This window comes from Weizmannia sp. FSL K6-3076 (genome assembly GCF_038007245.1).
GTDB lineage: Bacteria > Bacillota > Bacilli > Bacillales > Bacillaceae_C > Weizmannia > Weizmannia faecalis.
The window spans coordinates 1,504,620-1,521,916 of record NZ_JBBOWU010000001.1; the positions used below are offsets into that span (position 1 = coordinate 1,504,620).

General features: G+C 43.4%; 16 protein-coding genes. 10 read left to right on the forward strand and 6 right to left on the reverse strand.

Going from position 1 to position 17,297, the window contains the following annotated elements:
* Positions 1–15: 15 nt before the first annotated feature.
* The 4 genes from NSS95_RS06930 to NSS95_RS06945 all read right to left on the reverse strand — a co-directional run bounded on the left by NSS95_RS06930 (position 16) and on the right by NSS95_RS06945 (position 4,500).
* A complete protein-coding gene (locus NSS95_RS06930) occupies positions 16–1,959 on the reverse strand; it encodes an ABC transporter permease (protein ID WP_071451896.1) in 1,944 nt (647 codons plus the stop codon).
* Positions 1,949–2,710 carry an ABC transporter ATP-binding protein gene (locus NSS95_RS06935; RefSeq protein WP_046721155.1) on the reverse strand — a complete coding sequence of 254 codons (762 nt, stop codon included), beginning with the start codon at positions 2,708–2,710 and terminating at the stop codon, positions 1,949–1,951. The genes NSS95_RS06930 and NSS95_RS06935 overlap by 11 nt, the downstream gene beginning before the upstream one ends.
* A 96-nt stretch (positions 2,711–2,806) precedes the next feature.
* Positions 2,807–3,811 carry a sensor histidine kinase gene (locus NSS95_RS06940; RefSeq protein ID WP_014098386.1) on the reverse strand — a complete coding sequence of 335 codons (1,005 nt, stop codon included), beginning with the start codon at positions 3,809–3,811 and terminating at the stop codon, positions 2,807–2,809.
* Positions 3,808–4,500: a response regulator transcription factor gene (locus tag NSS95_RS06945; protein ID WP_014098385.1), complete on the reverse strand. Its 693-nt coding sequence runs from the start codon at positions 4,498–4,500 to the stop codon at positions 3,808–3,810. Before NSS95_RS06945 ends, NSS95_RS06940 begins: the two co-directional genes overlap by 4 nt.
* Before the next feature lie 522 nt (positions 4,501–5,022).
* Here NSS95_RS06945 and NSS95_RS06950 point away from each other — a divergent pair.
* From NSS95_RS06950 to NSS95_RS06985, 8 genes are all read left to right on the forward strand, one after another.
* Positions 5,023–5,937, forward strand: a complete 915-nt coding sequence (locus NSS95_RS06950) for a DUF1672 domain-containing protein (protein ID WP_014098384.1) — start codon at positions 5,023–5,025, stop codon at positions 5,935–5,937.
* 220 nt (positions 5,938–6,157) lie between these two features.
* Positions 6,158–6,778 carry a DUF1672 family protein gene (locus NSS95_RS06955; RefSeq protein ID WP_014098383.1) on the forward strand — a complete coding sequence of 207 codons (621 nt, stop codon included), beginning with the start codon at positions 6,158–6,160 and terminating at the stop codon, positions 6,776–6,778.
* 32 nt (positions 6,779–6,810) lie between these two features.
* Positions 6,811–7,032 carry a hypothetical protein gene (locus NSS95_RS06960; protein WP_014098382.1) on the forward strand — a complete coding sequence of 74 codons (222 nt, stop codon included), beginning with the start codon at positions 6,811–6,813 and terminating at the stop codon, positions 7,030–7,032.
* Positions 7,033–7,353: 321 nt separating this feature from the next.
* Positions 7,354–7,656, forward strand: a complete 303-nt coding sequence (locus tag NSS95_RS06965; protein WP_046721163.1) for an ArsR/SmtB family transcription factor — start codon at positions 7,354–7,356, stop codon at positions 7,654–7,656.
* A 131-nt stretch (positions 7,657–7,787) separates the two neighbouring features.
* Positions 7,788–8,972 (forward strand): MFS transporter, encoded by a 1,185-nt coding sequence (locus NSS95_RS06970; protein WP_014098378.1) that lies wholly within the window; start codon positions 7,788–7,790, stop codon positions 8,970–8,972.
* Positions 8,973–9,287: 315 nt separating this feature from the next.
* Complete coding sequence (locus NSS95_RS06975; protein ID WP_017550834.1) at positions 9,288–10,319, forward strand: polysaccharide pyruvyl transferase family protein; 1,032 nt, start codon at positions 9,288–9,290, stop codon at positions 10,317–10,319.
* Positions 10,320–10,513: 194 nt separating this feature from the next.
* Entirely contained in the window at positions 10,514–10,651 is a 138-nt protein-coding gene (locus NSS95_RS06980; protein ID WP_014098376.1) for a hypothetical protein, read from the forward strand.
* A gap of 287 nt (positions 10,652–10,938) precedes the next feature.
* On the forward strand, positions 10,939–12,303 hold the full coding sequence (locus NSS95_RS06985; protein WP_199772173.1) for an amino acid permease: 1,365 nt from the start codon (positions 10,939–10,941) through the stop codon (positions 12,301–12,303).
* A 27-nt stretch (positions 12,304–12,330) separates the two neighbouring features.
* Here the strand turns inward: NSS95_RS06985 and NSS95_RS06990 are convergent, their stop codons facing one another.
* The gene (locus NSS95_RS06990; RefSeq protein WP_026104549.1) at positions 12,331–13,416 is read right to left on the reverse strand and encodes a DUF3900 domain-containing protein; all 1,086 of its coding nucleotides are present in this window, start codon (positions 13,414–13,416) and stop codon (positions 12,331–12,333) included.
* 141 nt (positions 13,417–13,557) lie between these two features.
* Here NSS95_RS06990 and NSS95_RS06995 point away from each other — a divergent pair, with 141 nt between their 5' ends.
* Entirely contained in the window at positions 13,558–14,376 is an 819-nt protein-coding gene (locus NSS95_RS06995) for a hypothetical protein (protein ID WP_014098373.1), read from the forward strand.
* An 840-nt stretch (positions 14,377–15,216) separates the two neighbouring features.
* On the opposite strand, the gene NSS95_RS07000 is transcribed toward NSS95_RS06995, so the two are convergent.
* Positions 15,217–16,569 carry an MFS transporter gene (locus NSS95_RS07000; protein WP_014098371.1) on the reverse strand — a complete coding sequence of 451 codons (1,353 nt, stop codon included), beginning with the start codon at positions 16,567–16,569 and terminating at the stop codon, positions 15,217–15,219.
* Between the two features lie 386 nt (positions 16,570–16,955).
* On the opposite strand from NSS95_RS07000, the gene NSS95_RS07005 reads away from it, so the two are divergent.
* Positions 16,956–17,270, forward strand: a complete 315-nt coding sequence (locus tag NSS95_RS07005) for a heme biosynthesis protein HemY (RefSeq protein WP_013859293.1) — start codon at positions 16,956–16,958, stop codon at positions 17,268–17,270.
* Positions 17,271–17,297 lie beyond the last annotated feature (27 nt).

Consider the following 17,297-nt stretch of genomic DNA (forward strand, 5'->3'; position numbering starts at 1 on the left):
CCCAAGGGGTGATCATTATAAGGAATCGCGTATCGCCTTTTTAAATCCTTCGACAGAGAGCAGGGCAAATACCGAATAAAACAACGTATATAGGCCCATCACGATCAGCATCGGTGTCCACAGTTCGGACCCAAAAAAGAACCAGCCGGATTTTACTGCAAAGTAGCTGTGCGCAAGACCGAGCAAAAGTGGAATGCCAAAATTGTAAAGCTGCTTGATCCGGATCCCTGTTGTTAAATCCTGCATGGTAAAGCCAAGCTTGCGCAAAATGGTGTAGGCCGGTTTTTCCTCTTCGCTTTCTTCCATTTGTTTGAAATACAAAATGCAGCCGGATGTGACCAGAAAAGTGAGTCCAAGAAATCCAACAATAAACATCATCACCCCCATGTTTTCTTTTTGCATTTTGATGATTTCAGGACTGGAGTAGGCAAAGGAATCCGACGGGAAATGCAGACTTTGGAACAGCTGGTTTGCTTTGTCAAGATCTTCATCTTTTTTCAGATTGATGCCGGTAAAGAGATTCGAGTTCAATTGAATTTTCGGGTCCGTATCCTTTTTTAACGCCTGGAATAATACATCATCCGTTACCAGAACGGGCATGCTGCCTGAAAAATAATTGGAAAGAACCTGGTCTTTTCGAAGGGCAACGGTGCGCAGTCTGGCTGTTTTCCGCTTGCCCGTTAAGTCAATCATCCCTTCCGATTTCATCGGCAGAAATCTGGCTAAAGCATCGGAATAGCCGGAAAAAACCGCCTGCCCGGGTTTTACATCCATTCCTTTTACTGCCGCATCGCTTACGACCGCTATCGGTACAGCTTTGGAGTCGAACTTCAGATCTTTTGATTTTTTATCGAACAGGCTGCTTAAATCGGCTGTAACCCGTACGACTTCAATTTCTTCTTTTTCATAGGGGATGTTGTTTTCATTTAAACGTTCTGTAAATTGTTTCGCCTCATTCGTCTTGATAAATGAAAAGTCCGCAGCTGTCATATTATGGGCTGTTTCTTCAGCAGAATAAAAGGTAATGTAGCTTAATGACAATAAGCCGATCGCAAGGGCCGACACGGTTGTGATGATGGTCAGCAGCACTGCGTTTGAACGGATCCGGAACATGATGGCGGATAGTGACATGACATCCCGGATATTCAAATACCCGCCTTTCTTTTTCCGGATGAGGTAAAAAACAAACCGGACAGATGTTTTATAAAAAAGATAGGTCCCGAAAATAACAAGGGCTAAAATGCTAATCATTGCCGTATACAAAGCACGCACTGTTACAAAGTCTCCATTGAACAATTCTGATGAAATATAGTATCCTGCCCCGATGCATACAAATCCGATTATTCCAAGCAGCAATCCCGCTTTGGAGATTCGCCCGGCCCGGTCTTCCGTGGAGGAAACGGTACGGAAAAGGGAAAGGATCGTCTGCCGTTTGATAAAGATGCTGTTGATCAGCAGGATCAGGATGAAAATAATGGTAAAGACAAGGAGCGTCTGCCCGAAAGCCTTCATCGAAAAATAAAGGGAAACCTTTGTTTCCACTTGAATGATCCGGAGCAGCAGCATCATCAGCAGCTTGGATGCCGCAAACCCGAAAAAGATGCCGGCAAAGAGTGAGCCGTAGTAGAGCAAAAAATTCTCCGTCCCTAAAATCCGGAACACTTCTTTTTTCGTCATGCCGACAAGCTGGAAAAGCCCGATTTCCTTGCTCCGCCTTTTCATAAACAAATGGTTGGCATAAAAGAGAAACACCGCCACAATGACGATCAGCAAAACCGACGCCACCTTTAGCGCGGCCAGCCCTTTTACGGAAGATTTTACTTCGGCGAGAGAAGGGGCGTATTGCAGTGTCACAAACGCAAAGTATAATGCAGCACTAAAGGCGAGTGCGAAAATATACAGCGCATAATGTGGAAGGTTCTTTTTAAAATTGCGGTAAATCAAACCGTTAATCGTCATGCTGCACACCTCCCAGCACGGCCTGTGTTTTCAGGATGGCCTGATAGAAATCCTGTCTTGATTCGGTGCCTTTATGCAGTTGCGAATAAATCTGCCCGTCTTTGATGAAAATGACCCTGCCCGAATAGCTGGCTGCGGCCGCATCATGGGTGACCATTAAGATGGTTGCGTTTCTTTTTTCGTTCAGGCGGCTTAATTTATTCAAAAGGTCGGATGCCGACTTTGAATCGAGCGCACCTGTTGGTTCGTCGGCAAAAATAAGACCCGGTTCATGGACAAACGCCCGCGCTGCTGATGTCCGCTGCTTCTGCCCGCCGGATATTTCATTCGGATACTTGTCCTGAATATCGGTAATACCGAGTTCTTCCGCAACCGCATGGAATTTTTCGTTCGCCTCGCGTTTTGAAACTTTTTTCACAGACAGCGGCAGCAATATATTTTCCTTCACCGTTAACGTATCAAGCAAATGGTATTCCTGGAAAATAAAGCCTAAATGCCTTTTCCGGAACTCTGCCAGCTGCTTGTCTTTCATTTTCGTCAACGCCTTGCCTTCGATTTCAATGGAACCGCGGCTGGGCCGGTCAATAGAGGATAAAACATTTAACAATGTCGTTTTTCCGGAACCTGACGGCCCCATAATGCTCGTGAATTCTCCTTTTTCAACATTTAAATCAATCCCTTTTAAAACTTCTTGTTTGTTCCACTTGTTGCCGTACGTTTTATAAACATTTTTTGCTTCAAGGATCATGATTGGCTCCCCCTTTCTGATATGATTTCATTATAGAAAAGCCGGCATGTTTCTTCCTTCGTTTCAGCTAACAATACAGAAAAGCATATGACAGTTTTGTCACATGCCTGTAATTTGCTGCAAGCTATTTCTTTCCGGGAAGATGAGCGTAAAGGTCGAACCGGCGCCGGGAACCGACTGGACAGTAAGCAGGATATTTAATTTTTCTGCCGCCCTTTTGGCAAGATACAGGCCGAGGCCGGTTGCCCCCCTGTTTTGGCTGCGGTCAGAAGAGGTGAAGCCCTTTTCAAAAATGCGCGGCAAATCTTTCGGGTCAATGCCGCGCCCCTTGTCTGCCACCGATAATTGGAAGCGGCCGTCTGCTATTTTTCCGGAAATGGAGATGTCTGTCCCGCAACTGTACTGGACCGCATTTACCAGCAATTGCCGGAGGATAAACGACAGCCATTTTGCATCTGTAACCATTGCCGGAACCCCCGGTGAGACGTCAAAACCGATGCCTTTTTGAATGCACCATGGCTGAATCGCTTTGATTTCCTGGAAGATCAGGCGTTTCAGGTCAACATTTTCCATATAAACGTCATTTTCCATATTGCCGATCCGTTTTTCATGAAGCTGTTTGTCAAGCAGGTGGTGGATGCGCAGCCATTCATAATTGAGCGACACTTTTGCTTCTTCATCTTGAAGCCGGTCAATGATGAGCTGCATGGCGGTCATCGGCGTTTTGACCTCATGTACCCATGCTGTTAATTCATCTTGTTCTTCTTGCACCGCGGACGCGTTCCGGTCGGTTTCCGCCCGTAGATGTTCCGCCTGCGCTTGTACGGCCTGATGCACGATCTGTTCAAAAGGGGTTCTGGGGCGGGTGATCTCGCTCGTATCAAGATCCCCATCCCATTCTGAAAGGCTTTGATAAAATTTCACTTCTTTCCGGGCGCGGAAGAAAAGGAAAAGAAGAAAAGCAATCGTTTCTAAAAAAACGATATAAAGAACGGATGAAAGCGCGATTTGCGGATCAAGCCATGCAATGAAAAGCAGCATCAGCTGGCAGGCGGCAAAAAATATTACCCAGCTTTTTCGTTCAACAAGAAATATCCGGATCATAGGCCGGCATCCTTTTCAAGCGCCATATAGCCTTGGCCCACTTTTGTTTCGATACAGTCACCGAGCCCGATCGTGGAAAGTTTTTTCCGCAGGCGGTTGACGTTCACGGTCAATGTATTATCGCTCACAAACCTTTCATCGTCCCATAAACATTCGATCAGATGCGTGCGGCTCACAATCCGGTTTTTCATGTCCACCAATATTTTTAAAATAAACATTTCGTTTTTTGACAGTTCAATGCATCCATGTTCATTTTCGACCGTGTTTTTCTGCAAATCGATTGTGGCCCCGCACCATGTTTTTAAAACCGTCTGCTCGCTCGTGTAGGCATATACCCGACGCAAAATAGCCTGGATTTTGGCGATTAACACGTCGATATGAAAAGGCTTTTGCACATAATCGTCCGCGCCGAGCTGCATCGCCATCACCATATCTGTCGGATGGTCGCGGGAAGAAAGGAAAAGGATTGGGACATGGGAGTGCGCGCGAATTTGTCGGCACCAGTGGAACCCGTCAAATTTCGGTAGCTGGATGTCAATGACTACCAGATCAGGCCGGAATTCCGCAAATTCCTCCATCACCTGTCCAAAATCGCGGATCCCCGCAACTTCAAATGACCACTGCGAAAGTCTTTCTTTCACTTCACGAAACAGCGTCACATCGTCTTCAATGATTAGAATTTTTATCAACCGGACCACTCTTTCTATTTTTGCTACCCTCCATTTTACAAGAAAAGGCGAAAGCAGGCTACATTAACCATCAACGAGAAAGCGCGGCATACTTCCTTTTGCTGCGCTTTTTCCTTATCACTTCTTTTAGAAAGCAAACCAATGCTCTTCCAAATCACAGAAAAAGGAACGCAATGCCCGAAAGCGCTAAAATATATGAATGATAATCCCAGATGCGTGCAATCAGAATGCTTATCGAGAACCCGAAAAGAATAAATTGGTACCTGTAGAAAGGACGTTTTTCGTTGGAGAAACGCGGGAGATGCGTCAATTGGCTGATGGACGCTATGCAGTACAGCTGTTAAAATCAACTTAAATGAAAATTTTGAGGATGTACAAATATAAAAATTTTGGTTTATTTTCCAAGGAAGATGGGTAGATAATATTGCTTTTTAATAGAATGAAAGTAGAAAGGTAATTTTTTTTCGCGGATTTATGTACTGTTTGCAGCGGGCTAAATGCTGGTATTGTTGAGGTGAGAACATGAAGTTTAAAAGAAGCGTAATAATCATGATGATGCTGTTTTTGTTAGGAAGTTGTAGCTTGATGCCGAATAAAGCGGATGAAAAAAAGCAGGCGGAAGCATCAGAGTACATGCCGGTACAAGATTACACGGGGCAAGGTTATTCGTTTGATAATGGAGAAGAGACAGGGAAATTTGCCAATCAGCACCGGAAACAAATCGTTGAAAAGGTTAAGCAATATTTTAGACAAAAATACCATCTGGATATTACTGTCCATCAGATCTACGGGGCAACTGACGCGGCAGTTGTTTTTGTTGAATCCAAAAAAGATCCGAAATTTCACACCTCTGTCATCGTTGGAATTGATTTGGAAAACAAAAAGATTGGCAATGTAGGCGCCTATGAGGGCTCGGTTGAAGGGGCAATTACATCAGGTTTGTACGTCATGGCATATGAAAAGGAATTTCAAAGACTGGATGATTTTTGTACGGCGATTACGAAAGAATACCCGGTTATTGGCAGGACAAAGGAAGCTGTGGATCATACAGTTGATTCCGGTTATGCTACGCCATATTATTATTTAAATACGACGCATTTAGAGTTTTTAAAGGCTTACAAATCTTTTCTAAATAACCCAAAAACCACTGGTCAGAATCTAAAAAAGCAGATAGAAGATCAAAAATTCGTTCCTGACAATATGATAATAGAATTAACATTTTATATGCGAAAAAAACATGAGCACCCTGATAAAACGCTTGTAAATAAGATAAAAGATGAATTGAAAAAACAAAAAGATTTTCCGCCGGGTGAATATTCAATATCCGTAAATAGTAATGATATTTTAATGCGGACTGGAACCGAAAAGGATTATGAAGATTCAGATACAAAAAACAATGATGTGATTATTGAACCAAATGGGGAAGTGGCGAAATGAAAAAACGTATTTCTGATCAGGATTTGATTAAATTGAGCGGATTCCATATATGTGACCATCCTCAAAAGATAAATAAATTTCGTTCGTATATCTATTGTTAAACAAACTAACTATAATCATTCATCTTCCGGTCCTGATGCAATGGTAGTCGGATACAACGCCAGGCATTTTAGATCAGTTTTTCTAAAAAGGAAAATTACTTTTGTTTGGAGTGTAAATAATGACTTTTAAAAGAAGCGGAATGGTCGTGATGCTGCTGTTTTTATTAGGGGGGTGTAGCTTAATGCCGCATAAAGGGGATGAAAAAAAGCGGGCGGAAGCATCAGAGTACATGCCGGTACAGGATTACACGGGGCAAGGTTATTCGTTTGATAACGGAGAAGAGACAGGGAAATTTGCGAATCAGCACCGGAAACAAATCGTTCAAAGGGTCAAGCAATATTTTATCCAAAAATACCATCTGGATATCACCGTCCATCATATATACGGCGCAACTGACGCGGCAGTTGTATTTGTTGAATCCAAAAAAGATCCGAAATTTCATACCTCTGTCATCGTTGGAATTGATTTGGAAAACAAAAAGATTGGCGATGTGGGCGCCTATGAGGGCTCTGTTGAAGGGGCAATTACAACAGGTTTGTATGTCATGGCATATGAAAAGGAATTTCAAAAGCTGGATGCATTTTGTACGGCGATTGCGAGAGAATACCCGGTTATTGGTAGGACCAAAGAAGCTGTGGATCATACTGCCAGCACTGGTTTCACCACCCCATATTACTACACAAGTACGTCGGATTTAATATTTCCAGAAGCCTATCATGCCTTTCTGCTATACATTTAATAAAGCAAACACCATTCGATAAGGAGGGAATGATGATTACGCTCACATTTTTTATGGAGAAAAAACATAGTCTCCCAGATAAATCAATAGCCAAAGAAGTGATTAATAAATTAAAAAAATCAAATGGGTTACCACCGGGGAATTATGGTGTTTATATCAAAAGTAACGAAATATTAAAAAGAACAGGAACGGCGAAAAAGCAGGAAGGTACGACATCAGGGATAGATGATATCATCTTGGAACCTAGTAAATGAGGTGTGGTTAATGAGCATTTTAAAACAAAATGATAATACTTCTGATCGAGATCTTATTAAATTGTGTGGTTTTAATGTTTATCAACAGTCTAAAAATAAGGGAACACGCTGCCAATGTCAAACGATCCTTTTCTCACGTCCTTTATTGACGGAACCTGTCGGCGCGATACGCTTTTAAATAAGGACCTGTTATAGCTGAAAAAGATGGAGGGTGCCGATCTTGAATTCAAAACACGCACGATGGATCTGATGGAACCCTTTTTGGATTTTGTTTCAGAATCATGTGTTGACATATCGTTATTTTTCGATATAATGATTTGTATGGAACTCATTGAAGTCTTCAAAGCCTTATCCAATGAATCAAGATTGCAAATTTTACAATGGCTGAAAGAACCGGATCGTCATTTTACGCCCCACGAAGGGATTGATATGAATACTACAGGGGTATGTGTTAGTCAAATAACAGATAAATTGAAAATGACGCAATCCACAGTATCTCAATACCTTTCCATACTGCAACGAGCTGGGTTAATTACGGCAGAACGTATTGGTAAATATACTTACTACAAAAGAGATGAAGAAGCCATAAAAAAAATTGCCACTCTCTTTGAAAAGAATATTTAAAAAATGAAACTGAATCCTGATTATGAATACAGTTTCATTTCCTTAAACATATCGACATATCACGATATGTGTTTTTGTCGATACAAAACGTTCAACCCTGATATATTTTGATGATGAAGGAGTGATTTATTTTGTCAAACACTGGTAAGATCTATATCTTAGCGATCGTAAGTTTTTTAGTTGGAACTTCACAGTATATCATTTCCGGAATTTTGGATAATATTTCGGAATCATTAGGCATTACTCTCGCAGCAGCTGGTCAGTTAATAACCATTTTTTCGCTTGTATATGCTATTTTCACACCTGTATTAATGGCTATCACCTCCAGAATGGATAAACGTAAGTTAATGATATATTCACTTGGTCTATTTGTTATTGGAAATATTCTTGCATTCATCCTTCCTGGTTATGGATTCTTTATTGTCTCAAGGATTATTATGGCCTTTGGTGCAGGAATGGTTGTAGTGACAGCCTTAACGATTGCGGAGAAAATTGCTCCAAAAGGGAAGAAAGCTAGCGCCATTGCCACTGTCATTATGGGATTGACAGCATCATTAATCATTGGCGTTCCACTTGGAAGAATGACGAGTGAGGTACTGGGTTGGAAGGCTGTTTTTGGAGGGATTGCCTTACTTGGATTAGTTGCGATGGTTATTATTTCGCTTACCATTCCAAAAATTCAGGTGGAAAAATTGACACCTTTAAATCAGCAACTCGCTTTATTAAAAAAACCAAAAGTGGTACTCGGATTAGCCATCACTTTTTTCTGGCTTGGCGGATATTCCATTGTTTATACCTACTTATCCCCTTACCTGCTAAATATTTCAGGTGTAAGTGACAAATTGCTTAGCGGCGTTCTCCTTATATTTGGTATTGCCAGTCTAGTTGGATCAAAGTTTGGCGGATTTAGTACCGATCGGTGGGGTGTGCGGTTCACACTCATTGGTGGCATGATCTTACATATCACCATGCTCGTTCTGTTATCAATCGTTACCCACTCTTACGTGGGCGTGTTGGTCATATTAATATTATGGTCCTTTGCAGCATGGTCTACTGGCCCGACTCAACAATATCACCTAGCTACAATAGAGCCGGAATCATCTAGTGTATTGCTCGGTCTCAATCAATCAATGATGCAGTTGGCCATGGCGGCAGGGGCAGGCATTGGGGGTATCTTTGTAGAGAGAATTTCCCTCACTTCCATTACCTGGTTAGCCGCTTTAGGCGTTACAATTGCAATTGGATTAACAATATTGACTTCACGTTCTCCTTCTAAAAAGACCTCAGTCGACTGCAACGTCGTGAAGTCGCAATAAATTGTTAGAATCGTATCTTGTTGTCAAATTAGTGGATTTAGATTTCAAAGTAAGGATGAAGGAATTCATAACGAATATTAAGTAAGAATTTCTGCTCATGCTCAGATTGTAGACAAATAGGGGTTCAGAACTTGTCCCTAAGTTCTGAACCCCATTATGATGCTCATCTTCAAACTCGTAAATAGAATATAAAAAATATACTAAAATAACAAATTTTAGGTTTTGCTCGCTCATCCAAGTGTATTGCCCCTTATAAGTGGGTACAAGAAATTATCCGGCAAGCATAATCACGTAACGATGACGGAGGGATAATGTATGAGTGAACAAATCCGAAATGGTCAAAAACCGGCAAAGGGGATTGCCCCAAATGTGGAACCCGATGCCTTATACAATGATAAAAGAAAAGTTTTCCTCTTTGGTTCCCCAAGCTACACAAATATCGGGGACCAGGCCATTGCCTATGCAGAGGAAAAATTTATCCGTAACCATTTTCCTTATTACGAATACATCGAAATAATGGACTATGCGACGGATGAGGGAATTGATTTTGTGAAAAAGATCATTGGGAAAGAGGACATCGTCTGCTTTACAGGCGGCGGTAATCTCGGCAGTCTCTACCTGGACATTGAAGAAGACCGTCGAAAAGTGATCTCGGCTTTTAAAGATTATAAAACCATCTCTATGCCGCAATCCGTTTATTTTGAACCTACCGAAAAAGGACAGCGGGAGAAAAGGAAATCGCAGGAAGCCTATGGCAGTAATCCAAATCTCACCATATGTGTTCGCGAATCGCAAAGCCTGGAAATCGTCAAGGAGACCTTCAACGCAAATGTATTGTACACCCCGGATATGGTTCTGTCGTTAAAAATTGAACCGCAGGATCTGGAAAGGGATGGCGTGCTTTTTGTATTAAGGGCGGATAAAGAAAAAGTGACAGATGAAAATTTTGTCTCCGAACTCATGGAAAGAGCTGCGAACATCGGGCCTGTTGACCGCACGGATACCGTGTTATCGGAAGTGGACACGATCGATTATGCGGACAGGGAAACATATTTCATGAAAATGCTGCACCGGATCGGCTCGCGCAAACTTGTCATTACCGACCGATTGCACGCGATGATTTTTTCGATTATCACCAATACGCCGTGCCTCGTATTCGGCAACAGCTACGGAAAAGCAAAACATTCCTATACCGACTGGCTTTCCGGGTTGAATTTTATCCAGTATACGGACAAGCAGGATCCGGATGAACTGGAACCGTTGATCGCCCGCCTGCTTCAGACGGAACCGAATGAAATAGATTTGTCGGAAGATTTCCAGGTACTGCGGGATTATTTTAAATCTTAAAATGGTGCACGCCTATCCGATGTCGGCCGTATTAAACCCACTTTTATGTTCAGCTTGTATCCGCCGGGCTTTTTTAACAAGGCGTGCATGTTTACCACTTGCCTGCAAATAGTAAAACAAGGGCGCAAAATTAGGCGGGGCAGCCTGACGCGCGGTCCCGGCTGAACGTGAATCAACAACAAAGGAGAATGCACATGAAGAAAAAAGATCGATTTTTGGAAGGCGCGAAAGTCACGAAAGACAATCAAATATTCGGGACACCGAACAGCAAAGCAAAAGATGGAACTGGAAACTCACCGAACGATGATGTAAGAGAAAGAAACAACCGGTAGCGGGCCCGATGCACTGTTTAAAAAGACTGCTCCTCTTTGGGGACAGTCTTTTTTAAAAACAAATAAAAAAAGGAATGTTTAAATTATTCTATGATAATAAAATACTTGTTCCTTGTATATAAACAATTGTATTTCGGGTAAAAACATATTACAATGAAAAAGTAATTTGTTATAAAGACTGACAATGCTATTTTTCTATTTTTTAAGCATGTTTGAAAAAAACAGCGGGAGTGAATGGCGTGGAAGAAAGAGCGTTAAGCAGAGGCTTGCATGCGCGGCATATTCAAATGATTGCGATTGGCGGTACAATCGGTGTCGGGTTGTTTATGGGGTCTGCCAGCACCATTAAGTGGACAGGGCCGTCCGTGTTGCTGGCGTATGCGATTGCCGGGATTTTTATCTTTTTTATTATGCGTGCAATGGGAGAAATGCTCTACGTTGAGCCAAGCACGGGCTCCTTTGCCACATTCGGCCATCAGTACATTCATCCGCTCGCAGGTTTTCTCACAGCCTGGAGCAACTGGTTCCAGTGGGTGATTGTCGGTATGTCGGAAATCATTGCCGTTGGATCTTACATGCAATTTTGGTTTCCGCACTTGCCGGCATGGATTCCGGGGCTTGTAGCCATGGTGATCCTCGGAACGGCCAACCTCGTATCTGTAAAATCGTTTGGCGAGTTTGAGTTCTGGTTTGCGATGATTAAAGTGGTAACGATTATTTTTATGATTATAGCCGGGCTTGCCATCATTTTATTCGGGATCGGCAACGGGGGGCATGCCGTCGGGTTTTCCAATCTGTGGGAGCATGGCGGTTTCTTTACCGGCGGGCTGAAAGGTTTCTTCTTTGCCTTATCTTTGGTCGTAGCAGCCTACCAGGGTGTTGAACTGATCGGCATTACGGCAGGCGAAGCAAAAAACCCCAGCCATACATTGAAAAATGCGATCCAAAATATCATTTGGCGCATATTGATCTTCTATATTGGCGCCATTTTCGTCATTGTTACGCTTTATCCGTGGAATGAACTTGATTCCATCGGCAGCCCGTTTGTGGCGACTTTTGCAAAAATCGGCATTACGGCCGCAGCCGGCATCATTAATTTTGTTGTCGTTACCGCCGCATTATCCGGTTGCAACAGCGGTATCTACAGTGCCGGCCGGATGCTGTATACGCTCGGCGTGAACGGCCAGGCACCGAAAATTTTCACGAAAGTATCAAGCAATGGCGTTCCACTTTTAGGTACAATCGGTGTTCTTGTCGGCCTTGTGATTGGTGTAGTGTTAAGCTATATCGCACCGAAAAATCTGTTCGTATATGTATACAGTGCAAGCGTCCTGCCGGGGATGGTGCCATGGTTTGTCATTTTAATCAGTCAGATCCGGTTTAGAAAGATGAAAAAGGCTGAAATGAAAAACCATCCGTTTAAAATGCCGTTTGCACCGGTTTCCAACTATGTAACCATTGCATTTTTAATCGCTGTCCTGATCGGCATGTGGTTTAATGATGAAACAAGGATGTCACTTGTTGCGGGCATTGTCTTTCTTGGCCTTGTCACGGTCTGTTACTTTGTTTTCGGCATTGGCCGTGCAAGTTCAAAAAATGCGAAAGTGCAAGCATCCAAAGGGAAAAAGATACTGGATCACCCCCAATCATGAACAAAAATAGCGTGCGAATGGAGCACGCTATTTTTGTTCATTTACGATGGCCCCGGCTTTCTTCTTCAACCGTTCAAGCACATGATCCAGTTCGTCCGGCTGCAGAAATTCAACGGGGGAAAACCCTTTTTCAAAGAGGATGGATTCAGACTCGACGATCGTGACATACCGGTCTCCGATTTTGGCGAGATGGACCGTTTCGCCAAAATCGGAAAGGAGGGCATTCACCGAAATATGGTCCAGTTTCATTCGCAAATCGGCCTCCGGGGCAGTTTCGACAATCTGGGCCGCGGCTTCGATAACCTGTTCCGCCGGCAATCGTTCCTGTAACGTCCGCTTGGGGCTTGCTTCCCAAATCTCAAGTTCTTTTTCGAATTGCTCGTATTCGATGCTGTCTTCATGCAGCACTTCCTGAAAATGTTCTTCCACCATCGTCTTCACTTGCGCTTTCATGATTTCCGGCATCGATTCGCCGTATTCCACATACTTTAAAAATTCTTCGAAATAACGGGCGTGAGATGCCTGGTGAATTTTCAGCTCTGATTCTTCAATCATGCCTTCTTCCGGCATATGCGGATACTGGATGGATTTCATGCCTTTTGTGGTAATCGCCATTTCCACTTTTTTCAACAATGTGGATTCATCGGCAATCGTGGCGACTTTCGGTTCGAAATCGCATTTCAACAAAAAAACAAACGGTTCATCGAAGTATTTCCGCATCGTTGCATTTGCGATCAGAAACGCGCCGTCCCTGACAGCATTGGTGTCCAGATAGGCGGCGAGAAAGGCTTCGCTTGCTTTTTGAAACTCACCAATCGTGCCGGCCATACGCGCACGGTTAAACAAATTGAAGTTCGGGTTGGAGTCAAGGCCGTAGCCCGGTTCCACAATAAAGCGGCCGATTTTCGTCGGTACTTGTTCGGACTTCGGATGCTTATCCACTTTCCTTTTTACGATTTTTTCAAGTTCGCCATCGAGAAAGTCTTTTACGTTACTTATCTCATAATTTTCGCGATCTAAAGTTTGAAAGTGCCTGAACTGTTTTCTCGTTTGTTCGCCTTCCCCGTCTGTCTGGATGACATAGAAGGAAAGGAAATTGATGTTAAAATCCAATCGTTTCACCCGGTTTCTCTTTTTTCACTGAGCACTATTTTACTTGAAAAAACGGGTTTCCACAATGTGCTTGCTGGACGCGGATGATTTGCGGGATTAAAATGGATAGGAAAACGGATTTTTGAAAAAAGAGGTGGAGATTTGCAAACCTTTTTACATATTCTGCTTTTAAGTACGGTTGAACTTTTCAACCTGCTTGGAACGATCATTGTGGTCGGGTTTGTGCTCGGTTTTTTGGAAAAGCGGGCAACGGCCTTCATTTACCACGTTTTCGGGTGGAAGGGGATTGCGGTGACGGCATGGCTCGGTACGCCGGTCCATGAATTTAGCCATGCCTTGATGTGCGGCATTTTTAGGCATGAAATTGTCGAGATCAAATGGCTCCAGCTGAAAAGCGGTGATGGCACGCTTGGGTATGTAAGCCACCAATACAACCCGGACAGCGTTTACCAAAAAATCGGAAATTTTTTCATTGGAACTGCCCCGGTGTATATCGGCATTTTGATTTTGTCGCTAGGCATGTATGTGCTATTGCCGGATACATACCGGCCGTTCATGCAGGCAATCAGGGCAGGTCTTCATCCGTATTCCGGCCTCGAAAGTTTCTTTGCATTTTTTGGCCATTCCATCGGCGCACTCGCTAGTCATCTTTTTTCAATCGAAAACTTAATGAACCCCCGTTTTTGGATTTTTGCTATTGCCGGCATTTGCATTTCCGCGCATATTTCGTTGAGCACCGCGGATTTAAAAGGGGCATGGAACGGCTGCCTGTCAATTTTTGGTTTTCTTGTTTTCCTGAATGTGGCCGGTTTTCTCTTCGGATTCCGGACAAACGGCCTGATTGCGCGCATCTCGGCTTATAATTTATATATTTTAGCGTTTTCGGGCATTGCGTTCCTGTTTTCTCTTGTTTGGATGAGCATTGGGTTGCTTTCTGTATGGGCAAAAAAGATCCGATAACGAAAAAGCGTGGCATGCTTCCTTTTGCCGCGCTTTTTCCGTTACCCCTCGTGCACACGCAGTTTTCTTCTTGAAGGTTGTAAAAGGAACATCGATGCCTCGAATCATCTCTTTTTTGATAGGCTTCATTTTCGTAGTTGAATGACGCTTAAATGCCCGAAGTAATTGCAACCAAAAGAAAGCTGTTAATCAAAATACTCAACACAATGAGGATGATGGTTAGAATCGGAACAAATTTCAAGTGTTTCGATGATTTGGATTTAGCCAGTTTTATATATCCAATGAACAGATAGATAATACTCACGATTGCCAATATATAAGGTATCGAAAAGGAAATAATCGGATTGTGTATGATCGTAAGTAGGTCTTGTACACCTGCTGATAAAAAAAACGAAAACAAGGAAAAAATCAATGAAACCACAAAGAAATTCGTCTTTTTTGATGACAAAATGATCACCTCTATTCGACTCTACAGTTATACTCCATTATATACCATTACAATAAATAAGGGCTTGCTGAACGAATCCAATTTTGACTTTGTCTCAATATATAGAAGAATGGTGTATCTGTGAAAATGCGTCAAGCTGCCTTCTCTATACATTGAATCAGCTTTCGAGTGCAAGCTTTTTCTGGATTCCATTGAAAACGATATCCAGTGGGTGAAAGAAAAAGCTGGAAAGGCGGAATCAGATGCTTAGAGAAAAAGGCCAGGCGTATGACACCCCTGACCTCATCCGTAAAATAAAATTTGACAAAGAAAAGCAGCATTTGGATGCATAATACATTAGTAAGTTGTATGCTTTGATGACGGGGTCTCAAAAGCCGTTACCTTCCTCTATTTTATACCGCCCGGGCACGCGCAGTTTTTAAGCTGAGGAGAAAGAAAAATGCGCTCACTGCAACTAAAACAGCTGACAGGATAAGAAAACGGGCTGTTGACATGCCGCTTGCGAACACAACGCCGAGCACGACCGATGACAGGATCGAGCCTAAATACCGGCATGTTTGGAAAAGGCCGGAGCTTGTGCCAACCATGGCTTCAGGCGATTCGTTCAGCATTGCCGCCTGCAGCGCAACATTGCCGATCCCGTAACCGATACCGAGGATAAACAGGATCACACCCATCAGCCAGACCGAGGCATGGATAAAGAAAACGGCCATGAAAACGGCGCCGGCAATCATAGTCAAAGCACTGATCCGGATCGGTCCGGCGGTTCCGGCACGGTCAATCCATTTACCCGAAACGAGGGAAATGAGGATGCTTGCGCCGGACATAAAGAGCATCATGAACCCGCTTGTGTGCACGCTGAAATGAAGCCCGTCCTGGTAGAAGCTCGGCAGTCCGAAGAATAAGCAGTAATTAAATAAATTCAGCACGATGAATTGCAAATACACAACAGAAAGGGAACGGTGCTTGGATAAAAAGCGGACATCAATAAACGGGCGGCCTGTTCTGGCTTCATAGATCACAAATAGGACAAGCAGCACAATGCCTGCCACACCCGTCCAAATATGGACAGCCGACTCCAGTTCCAACAGAAAATACAGAAGCAGTACAAGCCCGGCCGCAAATAAGAAAATGCCGGTCCAGTCGAGCTCGTGCACAACATCTTTGAAAGAAGCATGTCTGTTCTCCGGATCTTTCGGGAAGATAAACCAGCCAAGTAGAAAACTAATCACGATAAAAGGGAAGTTCACGAGAAAAATCGACGGCCAGCCGCCAATCCCGATTAAAATTCCGCCGGCAGTCGGTCCGAGCGCCGTCATGGCAGACGCAAAAATGGACAAAACAGCAAGCGCAGAGGCTTGGTTTTCATGAATATGGGTACGAATCAGTGCGACACCGGACGGATAAATAGCACTGGAACCGATCGATTGGAAAAGCCGCATGAGCAGCAGCACGAAAAAGGCCGGGGCAAGCGGCGCACCGATTGCCGAAACGGCAACAAGCAAAAGCCCTGCAAGAAACATTTTTTTGCGCCCGATCATATCGCCGATTTTTCCGGTCACAGGCTGGGCGACCGCGCTTGCCAAATAAAAGGATGAAATGAGCCACGACACAGTTGAAAAACTCAAATGGAAATCTTTTTGGATGCTGTGAAGGGCGAGCGAGATCATCGATGAATTCAGCGGGTTCAGCATCGTACCAGATGCAATGGCCGTTAAAAAAACTGTTCTTTTCGATAAAGGCATCACAATCCTCCTCGCTTCAGATGAAAGCCTTCTTTCTAGAGCATATCTTTTACCTTGTCTTCCACGTCCATTCAAAACAGAAGTATCATACAACAAATATTTCGGGTGTGCAAATATTATGCCAGTGAAGATCCGGTATCCCGGCTGAATCTGTCCAGCCCTTGGAGTACAGCTGAAACAAGCCATCATGAGTGCCCTCCCAAGCCGCAAAACCGGCCGAAACAGCCGGAAAGCACCTGCTTAGTAAACTTGAACCCCAGCAATGAAACAAAAGCGGTTTGTCCTCTAAGAACGCTTCAACCCTTTACGTGAAGCATTCCGGTTTGCGATTTCCGTTTTTTCTGTCATAATAAAGAAACAAAAACAAGATGAATTGAGGTAGGAACATGAACGTTAAAATCAATCGGAATGCCGCAAAAATGTTTAAAAAAATATTGGAGGAGGAAGATGCGGAAGGAAAAATGATCCGCGTCTTTGTGACCGAAATGCACGGCGACCATGCCCATTACGACATCACGCTGGATACACCGGGAGAACATGATGAAATTGTCAAAACGGATAAGGGTATTGATATTTTACTTGATTCACGCGAGCCATATTTGGACGGCATCTGGATCCAGTATTTTTACGTGCCGCAGGAAGAATTCGTCATTACAAACCCGAGGATTGAACGCGAACACGGTCATCACCATCATCATTGATTTTTTTTATGTTGAAAGGCAGTGCTT